A 16,828-nucleotide genomic window follows, 5' to 3' on the forward strand; every position below is an offset into this window, starting at 1 on the left:
AGCCTACGGCCTGGCGCACGGGCCCGCCCGACAGGTTGGGCCGGGCGCGGCGTCGCGCTAGGCCTCGTACGCGGCCAGTGCGGTGCGCGCGTCGTCGATGACGGCTTCGCGCAGGCTGTCGGGGGCCACCGCCTCGGCCTCGGTGCCGAGGCTGAGCACCAGCCGTTTGGCCCAGTTGAGGTCGCGGGCCCGCAGCGTCACCAGCCAGCGGCCGTCGGCTTCGGGGCGGACGTCCTGGCACGGGTAGTACTCGGCGATCCAGCGGGCGCCGCGGCTGACCCGCAGCACCACCGTGGGCAGCTGCGAGGCTTCGGTCCTGAAGACGGCGCCGGGCGCGTCGGTGCGGTCGCGGGCGTGCGGCGGCACCGCGGCGGGCTCGTCCAGGACCGTGTGGGCGTCGATGCGGTCGAGCCGGAACCGGCGGATGTCCTCGGCGCTGCGGCACCAGGCGTGCAGGTAGGCGTGGTCGTCGGCGATGACCACTCGGATCGGGTCGACGACGCGTTCGGTGGTCTTGTCGCGTCCGGCGCTGTAGTAGGTGAGCCGGACGGCCTTGCCGTCGACGACGATGCGGCTGAACACGTCGACGTTGGTCTCGTCGACGGTGGTGGCGACGCTGACCTGGCTGGCCGAGGCGGCCGCGTCCCCGGCGGCCTCGGCGACCTTGTCGAGGGTGCGGCGCACCGCGTCGCGGTCGGACAGGCCCGGGGTGTCGGCCAGCATCCGCAGCGCCACCACCAGTGCCAGTGCCTCATCCGGGGACAGCCGGACCGGTCGGGTCATGCCCGCGTCGTAGGTGACGGTGACGGTGTCGTCGTCGAAGGCGATGTCGATGAGGTCGCCGGGGCCGTAGCCGGGCAGGCCGCACATCCACAGCAGGGTGAGGTCGTCGCGCAGTTCGGCGACCGAGATGCCCAGGTCGGCCGCGGCGGCGTCGATGCGGATGCCGGGACGGGCCAGCAGGTACGGCACCAGGTTGAGTACCCGCGACAGCCGGGATGCCGAGGTCACGCGCGGCCTCCCGTCACGCTGTCGTACTGGCCCAGGACGTCGGCCAGCAGCACCGCCATCTCCTTGCGGACCTCGTCGGGTTCCAGGACCACGACGTCGGGGCCGTAGGCGGCCAGTCGTCGGGCCAGCCGGTGCGGGTCGTGGTACGGGATGACCAGCCGGTCGCCGTCGGGGCGGCGGGCGCTGATCTGTTCGGCCTGGCGGCGCACCCCGGCGGCCCGGCCGGGCGCGACCAGGACGGTGGCGCGGCGGGGCGGGGTCTCGGGCTGGTCGCTGTGGAACGCGGCGACGTGGTCGAGCAGGTTGAGGTCGCCGGGAACCTGGTAGGCGTCGGGTGGTCCGTGTTCGGCGACCTTGCCGCTGATGCGCGACAGCCGGAAGCAGCGGGCCGCGTCCCGGTCGAGGTCGTGTCCGACGACGTACCACTTGCCGCGGTAGCAGACCACGCCCCAGGGTTGCAGCTTGCGTTTCATGGCGGCGTCGTCGGCCTTGCCGAGGTAGTCGAAGCGGATCTCGCGGCGGTGGCGGACCGCGCTGACGACGGGACTGAACGCCTCGTCGACGGTCACGACCGGCGCGACCTCGGGTTCGTCGTCGGAGCGGACGTCGACGCCGGCGGCGCGCAGCTTCCACAGGCCGTCTCCGGCGTCGGCGGCGAGTTTGCTGTGCTGCCACAGCCGGGCGGCGGCGCCGAGGGCGGCGGCCTCGTCGGGCAGCAAGTGGAACTCGGGCAGTTCGTAGTCGTGGCGGGCGATGCGGTAGCCGGGTTCGGAGTCGAAGACGCTGTTGGTGCCGGTCTCCAGCGGCACGCCCAGGCGCCGCAGTTCGGACTTGTCGCGTTCGAACTTGCGCTGGAACGCCTCGTGGGCGCGGGTGTCCCGGGAGTCGTGTTCGTAGCCGGGGACGGTGGCGGCGATCTTGTCGGCGGTGAGGAAGCGCCGGGTCGACAGCAGGCAGATCACCAGGTTGACCAGTCGTTCAGTGCGGAGGCGAGACACGCTCATGACGCTATCCCGCCCGAGGGCGACGGGCAACCGTGGCCGGGTGCTAGCGTGACCGCCGTGCTGCGGTGGCGATACGGCACGGTCACCGGTGTGCGCCGGCAGTGGCGCGGTGCGTGCGAAGTGGACGTGCTTGTCGAGGCGCGCCGTGCGGACGATCCCGCGACGGTGCGGGCGTTGGCGTACGTCGCCGTCGTGGGCACCCCCGCGATCGGCGACAGGGTGCTGCTCAACGGCAACGCGCTCGCCAGGGGCTTGGGTACCGGTGGGTACGCGTTCGTTGTCGCCATTCCCGACCACCTTCCGGACGATGTGGACGATCCTGGGCACATCGTCAAGGCACGATACACCCCGCAGCAGGCCATGTTCTCGGCCGTCGACGAGCCCGGTTCGGCGCACCGGCGGGCCGTGACCCAAGCCGACGATATCGCCGCGATGCCGGTGGTCACCGCCGACCTGCACTCCGCGCTGGCGCCGGTCGTGGCGGGAATCCGCCGCGACGCGCCCACGGCCCGGGTCGCGTACATCATGACCGACGGCGGGGCGCTGCCGGCGTGGTTCTCCCACACCCTGGACGGTCTGTCGGGGCTGCTGGCCGGAACGGTCACCACCGGTCAGTCGTTCGGCGGCGACCTGGAGGCCACCAACATCCACACCGGACTGTTGGCGGCACGGCACGTCCTGGAGGCCGACATCGCCGTGGTCACCCAGGGTCCCGGCGGCCTGGGCACCTCCACGACCTGGGGCTTCTCCGGCACGGCCTGCGGCGACGCCGTCAACGCCATCGCGGTCCTGGGCGGCAGAGCCGTTGGGGCACTGCGGATCTCGGGGGCCGACACCCGCAGGCGCCATCGTGGGGTGTCGCACCACAGCCTCACCGCCTACGGCCGGGTCGCGCTGGCGACCGCCGACCTGCCGGTGCCCGACGACCTGGAACCGGAACTGTCCGAGCGGGTCGCGGCCCAGCTGGAACCGCTGGCGGCCCGGCACCGACTGGTGACGGTCAAGACCGAGGGGCTGCCCGAGGCGGTCGCGGCGCTGCCGGTCGACGTGTCCACCATGGGTCGCGGGCTGGCCGAGGATCCGGCCTACTTCATGGCCTGCGCGGTCGCGGGACGGCACGCGGCCAGTCTGCTCAGCGATGGGCCCGGGGCCTCCAACCTCCTCCCCTAATTTGACCGTAGCCGGTGGGGGCTTAAGGCAGGCTTAGCGACGCTGGGCAGCGCTTAAGCAGCGATCACGCGAAGACGATTATCGCGGCCCAGGCGGCGATGATGGCGACCAGCGCGACCACGAGCACCCAGGTGGGGACGGTGTACTCACCGCGGCGGTTGCGGGCGATCTCCTCGCGGATCTTGTCGCGGCGGCGCTCCCACATGGGTTTCTTGCGGAGCGGGTCGTCGTCCTCGCCTTTCCCGGGCGCGCCGGGCCTGTGTTCATCGGTCACGCGCAAACCTTACTCACATGGAGGCGATGAGCTTGTCCACGCGTTCGTCGCGGGAACGGAACGGGTCCTTGCACAGGACCGTGCGCTGCGCCTGGTCGTTGAGTTTGAGGTGGACCCAGTCGACGGTGAAGTCGCGGCGCTTCTCCTGGGCGCGGCGGATGAACTCGCCCCGCAGCCGGGCCCGCGTGGTCTGCGGCGGGACCTCTTTGGCCTCGAAGGTCTCGACGTCGCGCACCACCCGGTCCACCGAGCCGCGCCGTTCCATGAGGTTGTACAGGCCGCGGCCACGGCGAATGTCGTGGTAGGCCAGGTCCAGTTGCGCCACTCGCGAGGACGACAGCGGCAGGTCCCGCTTGGCGCGGTACTTCTCGATCAGCTGGTACTTGGAGACCCAGTCGATCTCGCGGGAGATCGAGTCCAGGTCACCGTTCTCGACCGAGGACAGCACCCGGCCCCACAGTTCGATGACGCGTTTGGTCACGGCGTCGGCGCCCCGGCGTTCCACGAAGTCGACGGCCTTGGACAGGTACTCCTGCTGGATCTCCAGGGCGTTCATCTCGCGGCCGTTGGCCAGCCGGACCTTGTGGCGGCCGGTGATGTCGTGTGAGACCTCCCGGATGGCCCGGATCGGGTTCTCCAGGGTCAGGTCGCGCATGGTCACGCCGGTCTCGATCATCTTCAGCACCAGGTCGGCGGCGCCGACCTTGAGCATCGTGGTGACCTCGTTCATGTTGGAGTCGCCGACGATGACGTGCAGCCGCCGATAGCGTTCGGCGTCGGCGTGCGGTTCGTCGCGGGTGTTGATGATGGGGCGCGAACGGGTGGTGGCGCTGGAGACACCCTCCCAGATGTGCTCGGCGCGCTGCGACAGGCAGTACAGGGCGCCGCGCGGGGTCTGCAGCACCTTTCCGGCGCCGCAGATCAGCTGCCGGGTCACCAGGAACGGGATCAGGATGTCGGCCAGCCGCCCGAACTCGCCGTGCCGCGAGACCAGGAAGTTCTCGTGGCAGCCGTAGGAGTTCCCGGCCGAGTCGGTGTTGTTCTTGAACAGGAAGATGTCACCGGCGATGCCCTCGTCGTGCAGGCGGCGCTCGGCGTCGATGAGCAGGCCCTCCAGGACGCGTTCACCGGCGCGGTCGTGGCGCACCAGGTCGGCGACCGAATCGCACTCGGGTGTGGCGTACTCGGGGTGCGAGCCGACGTCGAGGTACAGCCGGGCTCCATTGCGGAGGAACACGTTGCTCGACCTGCCCCAGCTCACCACGCGCCGGAACAGATACCTAGCCACTTCATCGGGAGAAAGGCGCCGCTGCCCCCGGAAGGTACAGGTGACGCCAAATTCCGTTTCCAGTCCAAATATCCGGCGATCCATACCCAGACACTACCGGGTGATTACGACTCCTGCGTCCCCTGAGAGCGACCGTTTTGGCCGGGATCGCACCCGGGGCCGGGGGCGCGCGCATACCGCGAACCCGACGTCCAATCAGGACGCCGGGTTCGGTGGTTCGGAGCCGGTCTAGGGCTGTTCCTTCTCGCCGCCCTCAGCGTCCGGCTTCGACGGTTCGTCGCTGTGCTGACCGGAGCCCCCGGTGTCGGGGGTTTCGGCGTCGCCGGAGGATTCGGGCATCAGCGCGTCCAGCGCCGGGCCCAGGATCCGGCGGAACACCCGGCCCTCGCGCTCGCGGTCCAGCACCGCCACTTCCAGCAGTTCGGCACCGACGGTGCGGTCCTTGCCGTTCTCACCGCCGATACTGGACAGTGCTTTGAGGGCGAGCCGGAACGCGCCGGTGAGGTCCAGGTCGAAGTTGTGGCCCTCCTTGAGCACCGAGGTCAGCTTGTCGGCCTGACCGCCCATGACCAGGTAGCCGGGCTCGTCGTTGATGGAGCCGTCGTAGGTCAGCCGGTACAGCTCGTCGTCGTCGGGGCTGCTGCCGACGCCGGCCACGCAGATCTCCACCTCGAAGGGCTTGGTCTGCTCGGTGAAGATGGCGCCCAGCGTCTGCGCGTAGGCCTGTGCCAGCGGCCGGGCCTTGACGTCGCGACGGTCGTAGGCGTAGCCGCGGGTGTCGGCCATCCGCACGCCCGCGGTGCGCAGGTTCTCGAACTCGTTGTAGCGGCCCACGGCGGCGAAACCGATGCGGTCGTACAGCTCACTGATCTTGTGCAGCGTGGTCGAGATGTTCTCGGCCACGAACAGCACGCCACCGGCGTAGCTGAGCACGACGGTGTTGCGCCCCCGCGAGATGTTCTTGCGGGCGTACTCCGAGCGATCCCGCATGATCTGCTCGGGTGAGGTGTAGAACTGCATGGCCACGACTAAATACTCCCATCCACGAAACCGATATTCACCCTGGTGACTCTCAGCCGCCGGGGTTTTCCAACCGCGCCGCCACGACCGCGCGCGACACGGCTTCGATCTCGGCGTCGGGGACGCGCTTGGCCCCGTCCGCCGTGGCCGTGAAGACCGTGGGGAACAGTTTGCGGGTCAGGTCCGGCCCGCCGGTCGCCGAGTCGTCGTCGGCGGCGTCGTACAGCGCCTCGATCGCCAGCCGGGTCGCCTCGGTGGCGTCCACCTCGGACTGGAAGCGTTTCTTCAGCGCCGACTTGGCGAAGATGGAACCCGAGCCGATGGCGTCGTATTCGCGTTCCTCGTAGATGCCGCCGACCACGTCGTAGCTGAAGATGCGTCCGGCCGAGGCCGCGTCGGGCGCGTCGGTGTCGAATCCGGCGAACAGCGGCAGCACCGCCAGGCCCTGCATGGCGATGCCCAGGTTGCCCCGGATCATGTTCGCCAGTTTGTTGGCCTTGCCGTGCAGGCTCAGCGCGTTGCCCTCGAGCTTCTCGAAGTGCTCCAGTTCGGCCTGGAACAGCCGGATCATCTCCACACCCAGGCCCGCGGTGCCGGCGATGCCGATCAGCGAATAGGCGTCCGCGGGGAAGACCTTCTGGATGTCGCGCAGCGAGATCATGTTGCCCTGGGTGGCGCGGCGGTCGCCGGCCATCACCACGCCCTCGTTGCACCGCAGTGCCACGATGGTCGTGCCGTGCGGGGCGGCGTCGCCCATGTCACCGGGCGGCAGTGGCCTGCGCCCCGGCAGCAGTTCGGGTGCCACACTCCCCAGCAATTCCACAAACGACGACGACCCCACCTCTAGGTATGGGGCCGGGATTCGCCCTGGAAACTCCGCCGTGCCGCTCACAGCATCACCCTTCCACTTCACACGATGTCAACTCGGCAACCTTAACGCCCTCGCGGTGAGGGTCCCTACGCCCCCGTCAGGGCGTGGCGAAGCGATCGTCCCTTGCGGAACGACGCCTCACTGACCTCCCTTTTGGACGTAGCTGCGGACGAACTCGCTGGAGTTCGATTCGAGGACACTGTCGATCTCGTCGAGCAGATCGTCGACGTCCTCAGTGATCTCCTCATGGCGTTCGGCGATTTCGGGATCGACGACCGCCTCGGTGGTCTCTTCTTCGGTGGTCTGCTTGGCGTGCTGGGAGTGGGCCTGCCCGCCGGTGTCCTTCTCTGCCATGGCTTTAATCCCTCACCTGTCGAGCCTCAGTTGCCTGTGGCTGCATTTGATCCTAGAACGTTACCGCGACCTTACGACATTCCCGAGCGGCGTGTATATCTCTGCGAACAGGATCAGTTGCCGCCGGTGATGATGTCCAGCAGGTCCTTGGCGCTGGGGCAGCGGTCGAACAGGGCGCCCACGTGCTCGGCGGTTCCCTTGCCTGGCTCCATCATGGGCACCCGGACCAGCGATTCCCGTCCCACGTCGAAGATCAGCGAGTCCCAGCTCGCGGCGACCACTTCGGACGGATACTTCGCCAGGCAGCGGCCCCGGAAGTAGGCGCGGGTGTCGGTGGGCGGGTTGGTCATCGCCTCGCGCACCTGCTCGTCGGTGAACAGCGTCCGCATCGCTCCCTTGGCGACCAGCCGGTGGTACAGGCCCTTGCCGGGCCGCACGTCGGAGTACTGGAGGTCGATGAGTTCCAGCTTGGACGCGCCCCAGTCGAGGCGCTCGCGGTCGCGGTAGCCGTTGAGCAGCCGCAGTTTCGCGACCCAGTCCAGCTCACGGGCGCACTCCATCGGGTCGCGGGCGAGTTTGTCGAGCGTCTCGCCCCACAACCGCAGCACGTCCTTGGTGTCCTCGTCGGCGTCGGCACCGTACTTGCGCTCGACATACGCCGTGGCGCGATCATGAAATTCCTGCTGAATTTGAACAGCCGTCATCTTCCGGCCGTCGCGAAGTCGGACCTTGTGCGCCAATGTGGGGTCGTGACTGATCGCCTTCAGTTCGTTAACCGGTTCGGCGATGGACAAGCCCGGGTCCATGGCCTCGTCCTCGATCATGGACAGGATCAGCGCCGCCGTGCCCACCTTCAGATACGTGGATATCTCCGAGAGGTTGGCGTCACCGATGATGACGTGCAGCCGCCGGTACTGGTCGGCGTCGGCGTGCGGCTCGTCGCGGGTGTTGATGATCGGGCGCTTGAGGGTGGTCTCCAGACCGACCTCGACCTCGAAGTAGTCGGCGCGCTGCGAGATCTGGAAGCCGTCCTTGCTGCCGTCCTGGCCGATGCCGACCCGGCCGGCACCGCACACCACCGGTCGAGTGACCAGGAACGGAGTGAAGTGGGTGACAATGTCGGCGAAGGGCGTCGATCGCGCCATCAGGTAGTTCTCATGCGCGCCGTAGCTGGCGCCCTTGTTATCGGTGTTGTTCTTGTACAGGTTTATGTACGGGCTGCCCGGCACGCTGGCGGCCCGCTTCGCGGCTTCGGCCATGATGACCTCGCCCGCCTTGTCCCACAGGACGATGTCCCTGGGGTTGGTGACCTCGGGCGTGGAGTATTCGGGGTGGGCGTGGTCGACGTAGAGACGGGCCCCGTTGGTGAGGATCACGTTAGCCAGGCCGGTGTCCTCGTCGGCCAGAGTCTCGGCGGGGTCGTAGAGCGCCCCGGTGTAAGTGAATCCCCGGGCATCACGCAGCGGCGATTCTTCCTCGTAGTCCCACCGGGCGCGGCCACCCTTGGTGAGTTCCGGACGGGCGCCGTACGCATTGACAATCTGCGAGGAGCTCACCATGGGGTTGGCGCCGGGCTGGCCGGGAACGGAGATTCCGTACTCGACTTCGGTTCCCATGATGCGACGAACGGTCATAGGCCGAGCCTAGTCGCCAAACCCCCGACTCTTGGGGGCGGCGGGTACGGATGGGTCCAAGTGCCCTGTGAGCTTCCCGGTATGGATGAGGTCACTGTGAGCCACAGGGCCCTGACCAGGCAGGTACGGTAAGCGATGGCAATGAGCAGGGGAACTGATTGTCGGACGAGTACACGGAGGTCGACGGGCATGTCATGGCTGGTCACCGGGGGAGCCGGTTATATCGGTGGGCACGTGGTCCGGCGCATGCGGGCGCAGGGGTACCAGGTCGTCGTCTACGACGACCTGTCGACCGGTGTCGCCGACCGGGTTCCCGAGGGTGTTCCGCTGTGCGTGGGCAATCTGCTCGACCGGGACGCGCTGACCGACGTCATGCGGATCCACAACGTGACCGGGGTGGTGAACCTGGCCGCCCGCAAGTCGGTGCCCGAGTCGACCAGCGACCCGATGCTGTACCACCGCGACAACGTCAGCGGTTTCATCGCGGTGCTGGACGCGATGAAGGACGCCGGGGTGCGGCACATCGTCCAGTCGTCCTCGGCGGCGATCTACGGCGGCGCGCCGGGGCCGGTGCACGCTGAGATCACCCCGGCCGACCCGCTCAGCCCCTACGCCACCACGAAGCTGATGGCCGAGCTGATCCTCAAGGACGCGGCCGCGGCCGGGCACCTGTCGTACCTGGCGCTGCGCTACTTCAACCCGGTGGGGGCGCTGGCCCCGGAACTGGCCGAGGTGGGCGGCGCGAACGTGTTCACGATCCTGTTCAACGCCATCGACTCCGGTGAGGTCTTCGGGGTGACCGGGGACGACTTCGACACCCGCGACGGCAGCGGGCTGCGCGACTACATCCACATCGAGGACCTGGCCGACGCCCACGTCGCGGCGGTGGAGTACATCAGCGGCCACGAGGCCGGGGACGTCGTCAACATCGGCACCGGACGCGGCTACACCGTCTTCGAGATGCTGGAGGCGGTGCGCCAGGTGACCGGGCAGCCGGTGCCGCACAAGGTCGTCGACCGGCGTCCGGGCGACGCGGCCGGCGCGGTGGCGGCGGTGGAGCGTGCCGAGCGGCTACTGGGCTGGCGGGCCCGCTACGACCTGATGGACATGGTCGACAGCGCCTGGACGATGTGGCGGGCCCAGCGCGACGGCGTACCGGTGTGAGGGTCGCCGCCCGGCAGTACAGTGCCGGGATGCGAACCATCGAGGACCTGGCCGCCCGGCTGCGCGACTTCGCCGCCGAGCGGGACTGGGAACAGTTCCACACGCCCAAGAACCTGGCGATGGCGCTGGCGGGTGAGGCCGGTGAGCTGGTGGCGGAGTTGCAGTGGCTGACCCCCGAGGAGAGCCAGCACCTGAGCGGGGAGGCCAAGGCGAAGGTCGCCGACGAGATGGCCGACGTGCTGCACTACCTGGTGCGTCTGGCCGACGTCATGGAGGTGGACCTGCTGGCGGCCTCGGCGTCGAAGATCGAGCGCAACGCGCGGCGGTATCCGGCCGAGTCGCACCGGGGCAGCGCCCGCAAGGCGGCGGCACTGCCGCGCGAGCCGTCCTGACCTCGGCGGACGCGAGTGTTACGCGCGGGCGGCGTCGTGGACGACCGTCGCGAACCGGCGGGTGACCTTCTCCCAGATCGCGCGGGCGACCTCGTCGTCGGCGTCGGCACCGGCGTAGACCTGCTCGGGGTCGAATCCCTGTTCCCGCAACGGTTCGGGGTCCCAGCGCCGCACCCGGTCCGGGTCGATCTCGGGGTGGAACTGGGTTCCCCAGGCGGAGCGGCCGACCCGAAACGCCTGGTACGGGCAGCGATCGGTCTCGGCCAGCCAGATCGCGTCGGGCGGCAGCGCGGTGATGGCGTCCACGTGGTGCTCGATGGCGGGCACCGTCGGCGGCAGCGACCCGAACAGCGGGTCGTCGCTGGCTTGTGGACGGATGGTGACGGGGGTGCTGCCGTTCTCGGGCGCGCCGACGTCGCCTTCCACGACTCCCCCGGCCACGTGCGCCAGCAGCTGCCCGCCCAGGCAGATGCCCAGTACCGGCGTGTCGGTGTCGAGTGCCTGGCGCACCAGCGTGCGGGTGGCGGCCAGCCAGGGCGCCTTGTCGTCGGCGTCGGGCAGGTAGCCGCCGCCCAGCACGATCACCGCGTCGTGTTCCAGCCGCTCGGGAACCGGCTCTTGGTAGCCGTGGACGACGTCGAGCGCGATGCCTTCAGCGGCAAGCCATTCGCCGACCCGCCCCGGGCCGCCCTTGGGTCCGTTCTGGACGACGATCGCGGTGGGCCGGGTTCGCTGCTGCGTCATGCGAGCAAATGTAGCCGCGCGTGCCCACAGCGGCGCCGCGTCGCGCGCCGCGTGCGCCGTCAGCGGGAGCGGTGGACGCGGGCGTCCCAGTCGATGCCGGAACCAGGATGGTGGCGCTTTTCCAGCAGCCGCAGGCAGTCCTCGACGGAGGTGCCCGCCGGGGTCTGGGCGCGGTGGCCGCGCCAGTCGGCGGTGTCGGATTCCCAGGCGCGGATGATCGCGGTGCACAGCTCCGATGTGATGCGCCGGTGGACATCGCGGGCCGCCGCCATCGAGGCCAGCTGCCGTTCGCGCAGTCCTTCCTCGTCGGCCGGTTTGGTCTCCAGCCGCTGTCGCACCTCGTCGATGAGCTGCCGCCTGCCATCCAGGTAGTGGCTCCAGAACGCTTCCTCACGGGCGGTGGCCGGTGACTTGCCCTCGTCGCGCAGCCAGTAGACGCCTTCGGCGAGACAGTCGCCCAGTTCCTCGTCGGTGGCACGGTTCGGGGTCACGAAGGGGTCATACCTGTCCTGGAAGGCCGCCCCGGTGCGGGCGATGTCCCTCGTGGAGTGGAGGAAGAACCAGTCCTCGTTGTAGATGTCGGGGAAGAAGCCGTCGAGTCTGTCGGCGCGCACACTGAGCAGACCACCGCTGACGAAGGTGTCCTGCTGACCGTCGACTGCTCGAAACGCGTGGCACACCACCGAGTTGTCGGGATAACCGGTGTTGCCCAGACCGACCGCGGCGAAGGAGTCCAGCAGTCTCCCGAGCGCGCGCAGATCGCGAGCGGTGACCTGTCGGATGTCGTCGTCGAGGAACAGGATCTTGCGCCAGTTCATCGCCCGCGCGATCAGCAGACCGAGGTTGCGTTTCCCGCTCAGGTCGGTGCTGCGGCCAAAGCCGCGTTCGCGGATCAGCTTGGTGGTCGCGAAGTCCGGCAGCAGCTTCGGCAACGCCTCGGTGGTGTCGATGACGATCGCCTCGGCGCCGACGCTGTCGGCGACCTTGAGGATGTCGGCCGGGTCCGAACCCTTGCTGGACAGGCACAGCAGCGGCCGGTCGAGTTCGGCGGCCACCTCCAGCGCCGAGGTCAGGTGCCAGCCGGGACGGACGGTGGGGACGATGATCGCGTCGAGTTCGCCGGGGACGACGTCCGCCGCGTCGATGTTGGTGACAAGTGCCGCGTGGGAGCCGTGATGCGTGGTCAGCACTTGATCAGCGATCCTGCCGTTGTGAGGTCACTATGTGGCTTTCCATTCGTGAAGGCGGGTTTCCTTGAGGGTCCAGTCAGGCGTGACGACGGCACCGTCGACGATCAGGATCCGCGTCAGTACCCCGTACTTGGTACAACCGGCGAACCGGTCGCGAAGATACGCGCTGTTGCGTTCCCGGAATCGCTCGTCGACGAGCGCCCGGACGGTGCCCAGCACGCCCCGGCTGTCGATGCCATTGCAGATGGTCAGGGTTCGCTTGCCGTTGAGGGGATTGGGGGCGCGGACGAACTGGCCGACGTCGCTGAGCAGGTGGGTTCCCCCGGCGTCCCAGTCGGCATGGTGGTCGTCGGTGCGCCCGTCCTCCTCGACGCGGTACATGGTGGGCAGCCGGGATTCCGGTCCGGCGGGCACCTGCATGACCGGCAGCTTCAACATCGCGATCAGGGTACGGGTGGCGCTGTTGAAGTCGGAGCCGCCCAGCAGCACCAGATGGGTCGTGTAATCGTCCGGCAGCAGTTCGGGGGCCTTGCGCACCGTCACTTCCGAGAACGGATTGGCCGCCCGGATGTGTCCGTGCAGTTCCAGCAGCGAATCGGCGTCCGCATACGAGTACAGCTCGGCATAGGCGCGGAGCGGGTCGTCGGGTGTGGGCAGACTGTCGAGTTGTTGCTTGGGCACCTCGGCGCACACGATGGTGATCGGTTTGCCGTCCTCGAACCGCCACGGCCCGTCCAACGTGCCCACCGGGATCGGCGTCGTTGCCGTCTCCTGGAAGGTCAGCGCCTCCGAGCGCGCCTCCAGCAGTTCGCGTTCCAGCCGGTCCCGCCGTTCACGTTCTACAGTGGTGAGTTCGGCGTCGTCGAGCAGCCGGTAGGGCCGCGACTCCACCGAACGCCGGGACGCGAAGAACGCCGCGTAGGCCAACAGCCGCTCGGCGGGCGGCACCACAGGACGCTGCGGGTTCTCCCACGACGAGATCAACGGAACACTCAACGGACGCGAACCACCCAGCACCCGGGCGAGATCGCGTTGGGTCAGTGAGACGTCCGGCCAAGCGTGTTCACGCAGACCACGCAAGCGCCGGGCCAGTAGCAGCGCCGGGTTTTCGCGGGAAGTCATCGGCGTTTCAGCCCTTCAGTCGGGTTAACTGAACATGCCACTCTAACCAGGGATTGTCACGAACGTGTCAATCGATGTCAAATCTTGGACAGTGGCGGGGTCTTGCGCGACCCAGCGTCTACACGCTACTCTCAGATTCAGGTATCACGAATTAACTTTAGTCACAAAAACTGAAGTTCACGGATCCCAGTGAACCTGACGGCTCTCCACCCAGCGCCGCGTGGAGCCCCCGCAATCCGGAAACCGCCGTCGGTCTCACACCCCTCTGAGTAGACAGTGGCCACAAGCCGCTGGGCAAAGGAGAGCACGATGTACCACTTCCTCCACACCCCAACACTTCTGTCCGCCGACACCGTCGACATGACGGCCAACACCGGCGCCGTCGGACGGGTCCTCGTCGTCGTACTTCTCACCGTCACCCTCGCCCTGGCCGTACGCTCGCTACGGCTCATCTGGGGCCCGATCTCGGAGATCGTGGGTCTCCTCCTGCGGGCCGGAGCCGTCGCGCTGTTCGCCATCACGATGCTGATCGTGGTCGTTGTCCTGACCATCACATATGTCTAGTGTGGTCAAAGGAACGCCAGACCTGAATCTGAGAGGTGAAACGCGGTGGACCCGACCATTCGCCAGGCTCGCGACGAGGACCTTCCGACGCTCATCGACCGGCTGGGGCAGCGGTTCTACTTCACCGAACGACTGCGGCGCCAGCGCCAGGATCGCGGGCGGCTGTTCATAGCCCTCGTCGACGGCCGACCGGCCGGAGACATCTACGTCTCCCTGGAACCGGCCGACGAGCCCGAACTGCGACTCCACCTGCGGGCCGTCCCGCTGCTCCAGCACCTGGAGGTGCGGGACGGCCTGCGCAACCGGGGCATCGGCACCCGCCTCATCACCGCGGCCGAGACCTTCCTCAAGGGCCTCGACTTCAAACAAGTCGCCCTGGGGGTCGCCCTCGACAACCACGACGCGATCCGTCTCTACCAGCAACTCGACTACCGCGAGTGGATCCACTCCCCCACCACCACCTTCCGCGAGCACTTCGACAGCGACGGCAACGTCAGCCGCCAGCAGGAACAGTGCCGCATCTTTGTCAAGCAACTTCCCCAGATCGAGTGAGGACCATGGTCCCCTGGTGGATCAGGGAAAGGTGAGTAGCGTTACGAATCCGTCCCTACCGGCACAACGGAACGGAACCGTTGAAATCGGGTTTGAAGGGCACTCACCATGAACATGCGCAAGAAGATCTTGGCGACCCTGGCGGCGACTCTGCTCGCGATCGGGGTGAGCCTGGCGGTCACCGCGACCCCGGCCTCGGCCCACGAGGGGGGCATTCACATCGGGTTGGTCCAGTTCAACTCCCCCGGCAGTGACTCGGGATCGAACACATCGCTCAACGCCGAGTGGATCAACATCCACAACGCACGGTCCACTCCGTACCAGATCAAGGGGTGGTACATCAAGGACAACGCCGGGTACAAGTTCCTCTTCCCCACCTACACCATTGGCGCTGGCAAGAATGTCAAGGTGCACACCGGAAAGGGAAGCAACGGCGGCGGTCACGTCTATTGGGGACGTAGCTGGTACGTGTGGAACAACACCGGCGACAAGGCGAGGCTGTACACGCCGTCGGGCAACTTCGACGACAGTTGCAGCTGGGACGACGACGACGGTTCTCAGAAGAGCTGTCACTGAGAACGTGGAAAGGGACCCGGCAGTTCGCCGGGTCCCTTTCCACGTCGGGGGGTTACAGGTACTGACCGGTGTTGGACACCGTGTCGATGGAACGGCCGGACTCGTCGCCCTTGCCGGACACCAGGGTGCGGATGTAGACGATCCGCTCGCCCTTCTTGCCGGAGATGCGGGCCCAGTCGTCGGGGTTGGTGGTGTTCGGGAGGTCCTCGTTCTCGCGGAACTCGTCGACGCAGGCGTCGAGCAGGTGCTGGAGGCGGAGGCCCTTGCGTTGGGAGTTCAGGAACTCCTTGATGGCCATCTTCTTGGCGCGGTCCACGATGTTCTGGATCATGGCACCGGAGTTGAAGTCCTTGAAGTACAGGACTTCCTTGTCGCCGTCGGCGTAGGTGACCTCGAGGAAGCGGTTCTCCTCGGTCTCGGTGTACATGCGCTCGACCGCCTGCTGGATCATCTCCTGCACGCACGCCTCGCGGGAGCCACCCTGTTCGGCCAGGTCGGCCTCGTTGAGCGGCAGCTTCGTGGTGACGTACTTGGAGAAGATGTCGCGCGCCGACTCCGCGTCGGGGCGTTCGATCTTGATCTTGACGTCCAGGCGGCCCGGACGCAGGATCGCCGGGTCGATCATGTCCTCGCGGTTGGAGGCGCCGATGACGATGACGTTCTCCAGACCCTCGACACCGTCGATCTCGGACAGCAGCTGCGGGACGATGGTGTTCTCCACATCGGAGGAGACACCCGAACCGCGGGTGCGGAAGACCGAGTCCATCTCGTCGAAGAACACGATGACCGGCTGGCCCTCGCTGGCCTTCTCGCGAGCGCGCTGGAAGACCAGGCGGATGTGCCGCTCGGTCTCACCGACGTACTTGTTCAGCAGCTCGGGGCCCTTGATGTTGAGGAAGTAGCTCTTGGCCCGGTCGCCGCCGGTGAAGTCGTCGCCGCGCGCCTCGGCCACCTTCTTCGCCAGCGAGTTGGCGACCGCCTTGGCGATGAGGGTCTTGCCGCAGCCGGGCGGGCCGTACAGCAGCACACCCTTGGGCGGACGCAACTCGTACTCGGCGAACAGGTCGGCGTGCAGGAACGGCAGCTCCACCGCGTCGCGGATCAACTCGATCTGGCCGTCGAGACCACCGATGGACTCGTAGTCCACATCGGGGACCTCTTCCAGGACCAGTTCCTCGACCTCGCTCTTCTGGATCCGCTCGTAGGCGTATCCGGAGCGCGGCTCGACCAGCAGCGAATCACCGGCCCGCAGCGGGGCGTTGGTGAGGCTGTCGGCGAGGTGGACGACCCGTTCCTCGTCGGCGTGCGAGGTGACGAGCGCCCGGTCCGGGTGGCCGGTGTCGCTCTCGATCAGTTCCTTGAGCGTGACCACGTCACCGGCCCGCTCGAAGCCGAGGCTCTCCACGACGTTGAGGGCGTCGTTGAGCAGGACTTCCTGACCGCGTCGCAGCGACTCGGGTTCGATGGAGGGAGACAAGGCCACACGCATCTTGCGTCCGCCGGTGAAGACGTCGACGGTGCCGTCCTCACGGGCCTCGATGAAGACGCCGTAGCCACTGGGTGGCTGGGCGAGTCGATCGATCTCCTCTTTCAGGGTGACGATTTGCTCGCGGGCGTCCTTGAGCGTGGCCACGAGCCGTTCGTTCTGCTCGGACATCCGCTCGACCTGGGCCTTCGTCGCGGCCAGGCGCTCTTCCAGTAGACGCACGTGTCCAGGTGTCTCGGTGAGCTTGCGGCGAGCCAGAGCGAGCTCCTCCTGCAAGTACTCCACCTGTGTTGAGAGGTCCTGAGTTTCCCGCTCCCAGCGACTACCACGGGCTTGTTCATCATCGTTACGTGACATCTGTCCCACCTCTCACTCGAGAGTTCTTCCTCAACCGTAGCCGGTTGTGAGCTAA

General features: G+C 67.7%; 18 protein-coding genes. 6 read left to right on the forward strand and 12 right to left on the reverse strand.

The window, feature by feature from the left end; translation table 11 throughout:
- Positions 1 to 57: 57 nt before the first annotated feature.
- Together SNAS_RS21990 and SNAS_RS21995 are read right to left on the reverse strand one after the other, a co-directional pair.
- A complete protein-coding gene (locus tag SNAS_RS21990; protein WP_013019671.1) occupies positions 58 to 1,011 on the reverse strand; it encodes a helix-turn-helix transcriptional regulator in 954 nt (317 codons plus the stop codon).
- A complete protein-coding gene (locus tag SNAS_RS21995) occupies positions 1,008 to 2,009 on the reverse strand; it encodes a helix-turn-helix transcriptional regulator (protein ID WP_041626663.1) in 1,002 nt (333 codons plus the stop codon). Before SNAS_RS21995 ends, SNAS_RS21990 begins: the two co-directional genes overlap by 4 nt.
- Positions 2,010 to 2,072: 63 nt before the next feature.
- On the opposite strand from SNAS_RS21995, the gene SNAS_RS22000 reads away from it, so the two are divergent.
- Complete coding sequence (locus SNAS_RS22000; RefSeq protein WP_052305309.1) at positions 2,073 to 3,185, forward strand: DUF3866 family protein; 1,113 nt, start codon at positions 2,073 to 2,075, stop codon at positions 3,183 to 3,185.
- Between the two features lie 64 nt (positions 3,186 to 3,249).
- Here the strand turns inward: SNAS_RS22000 and SNAS_RS22005 are convergent, their stop codons facing one another.
- From SNAS_RS22005 to dop, 6 genes are all read right to left on the reverse strand, one after another.
- On the reverse strand, positions 3,250 to 3,459 hold the full coding sequence (locus SNAS_RS22005) for a hypothetical protein (protein WP_013019674.1): 210 nt from the start codon (positions 3,457 to 3,459) through the stop codon (positions 3,250 to 3,252).
- A gap of 13 nt (positions 3,460 to 3,472) precedes the next feature.
- Entirely contained in the window at positions 3,473 to 4,831 is a 1,359-nt protein-coding gene (gene pafA / locus SNAS_RS22010) for a Pup--protein ligase (protein WP_013019675.1), read from the reverse strand.
- A 144-nt stretch (positions 4,832 to 4,975) separates the two neighbouring features.
- Positions 4,976 to 5,773, reverse strand: coding sequence for a proteasome subunit alpha (gene prcA, locus SNAS_RS22015; protein ID WP_013019676.1), 798 nt, complete (start codon positions 5,771 to 5,773; stop codon positions 4,976 to 4,978).
- A gap of 46 nt (positions 5,774 to 5,819) precedes the next feature.
- Entirely contained in the window at positions 5,820 to 6,659 is an 840-nt protein-coding gene (gene prcB, locus SNAS_RS22020; protein ID WP_013019677.1) for a proteasome subunit beta, read from the reverse strand.
- A 117-nt stretch (positions 6,660 to 6,776) separates the two neighbouring features.
- On the reverse strand, positions 6,777 to 6,992 hold the full coding sequence (locus SNAS_RS22025; RefSeq protein ID WP_013019678.1) for a ubiquitin-like protein Pup: 216 nt from the start codon (positions 6,990 to 6,992) through the stop codon (positions 6,777 to 6,779).
- A 113-nt stretch (positions 6,993 to 7,105) separates the two neighbouring features.
- Complete coding sequence (gene dop / locus SNAS_RS22030) at positions 7,106 to 8,626, reverse strand: depupylase/deamidase Dop (RefSeq protein ID WP_013019679.1); 1,521 nt, start codon at positions 8,624 to 8,626, stop codon at positions 7,106 to 7,108.
- A gap of 189 nt (positions 8,627 to 8,815) precedes the next feature.
- On the opposite strand from dop, the gene galE reads away from it, so the two are divergent.
- Positions 8,816 to 9,790, forward strand: coding sequence for a UDP-glucose 4-epimerase GalE (gene galE, locus SNAS_RS22035; RefSeq protein WP_013019680.1), 975 nt, complete (start codon positions 8,816 to 8,818; stop codon positions 9,788 to 9,790).
- Positions 9,791 to 9,819: 29 nt separating this feature from the next.
- Positions 9,820 to 10,182 carry a nucleotide pyrophosphohydrolase gene (locus tag SNAS_RS22040; protein WP_041626666.1) on the forward strand — a complete coding sequence of 121 codons (363 nt, stop codon included), beginning with the start codon at positions 9,820 to 9,822 and terminating at the stop codon, positions 10,180 to 10,182.
- An 18-nt stretch (positions 10,183 to 10,200) separates the two neighbouring features.
- Here SNAS_RS22040 and SNAS_RS22045 read toward each other — a convergent pair whose 3' ends face one another.
- The 3 genes from SNAS_RS22045 to SNAS_RS22055 are packed head-to-tail and all read right to left on the reverse strand — an operon-like array spanning position 10,201 to position 13,238.
- The gene (locus SNAS_RS22045; RefSeq protein WP_013019682.1) at positions 10,201 to 10,926 is read right to left on the reverse strand and encodes a type 1 glutamine amidotransferase; all 726 of its coding nucleotides are present in this window, start codon (positions 10,924 to 10,926) and stop codon (positions 10,201 to 10,203) included.
- Between the two features lie 59 nt (positions 10,927 to 10,985).
- Positions 10,986 to 12,116: a hypothetical protein gene (locus SNAS_RS22050; RefSeq protein ID WP_013019683.1), complete on the reverse strand. Its 1,131-nt coding sequence runs from the start codon at positions 12,114 to 12,116 to the stop codon at positions 10,986 to 10,988.
- Between the two features lie 30 nt (positions 12,117 to 12,146).
- A complete protein-coding gene (locus SNAS_RS22055) occupies positions 12,147 to 13,238 on the reverse strand; it encodes a helix-turn-helix domain-containing protein (protein ID WP_013019684.1) in 1,092 nt (363 codons plus the stop codon).
- Between the two features lie 309 nt (positions 13,239 to 13,547).
- Between SNAS_RS22055 and SNAS_RS22060 the strand changes: the two genes are divergently transcribed.
- From SNAS_RS22060 to SNAS_RS22070, 3 genes are all read left to right on the forward strand, one after another.
- Positions 13,548 to 13,802: a hypothetical protein gene (locus SNAS_RS22060; protein WP_013019685.1), complete on the forward strand. Its 255-nt coding sequence runs from the start codon at positions 13,548 to 13,550 to the stop codon at positions 13,800 to 13,802.
- A gap of 45 nt (positions 13,803 to 13,847) precedes the next feature.
- Complete coding sequence (locus SNAS_RS22065) at positions 13,848 to 14,354, forward strand: GNAT family N-acetyltransferase (protein WP_013019686.1); 507 nt, start codon at positions 13,848 to 13,850, stop codon at positions 14,352 to 14,354.
- A gap of 114 nt (positions 14,355 to 14,468) precedes the next feature.
- The gene (locus tag SNAS_RS22070; RefSeq protein WP_041626669.1) at positions 14,469 to 14,930 is read left to right on the forward strand and encodes a lamin tail domain-containing protein; all 462 of its coding nucleotides are present in this window, start codon (positions 14,469 to 14,471) and stop codon (positions 14,928 to 14,930) included.
- Positions 14,931 to 14,982: 52 nt separating this feature from the next.
- On the opposite strand, the gene arc is transcribed toward SNAS_RS22070, so the two are convergent.
- Positions 14,983 to 16,773: a proteasome ATPase gene (gene arc / locus SNAS_RS22075; protein WP_013019688.1), complete on the reverse strand. Its 1,791-nt coding sequence runs from the start codon at positions 16,771 to 16,773 to the stop codon at positions 14,983 to 14,985.
- Positions 16,774 to 16,828 lie beyond the last annotated feature (55 nt).

This window comes from Stackebrandtia nassauensis DSM 44728 (genome assembly GCF_000024545.1).
In the GTDB taxonomy this organism is placed as follows: Bacteria; Actinomycetota; Actinomycetes; order Mycobacteriales; family Micromonosporaceae; genus Stackebrandtia; species Stackebrandtia nassauensis.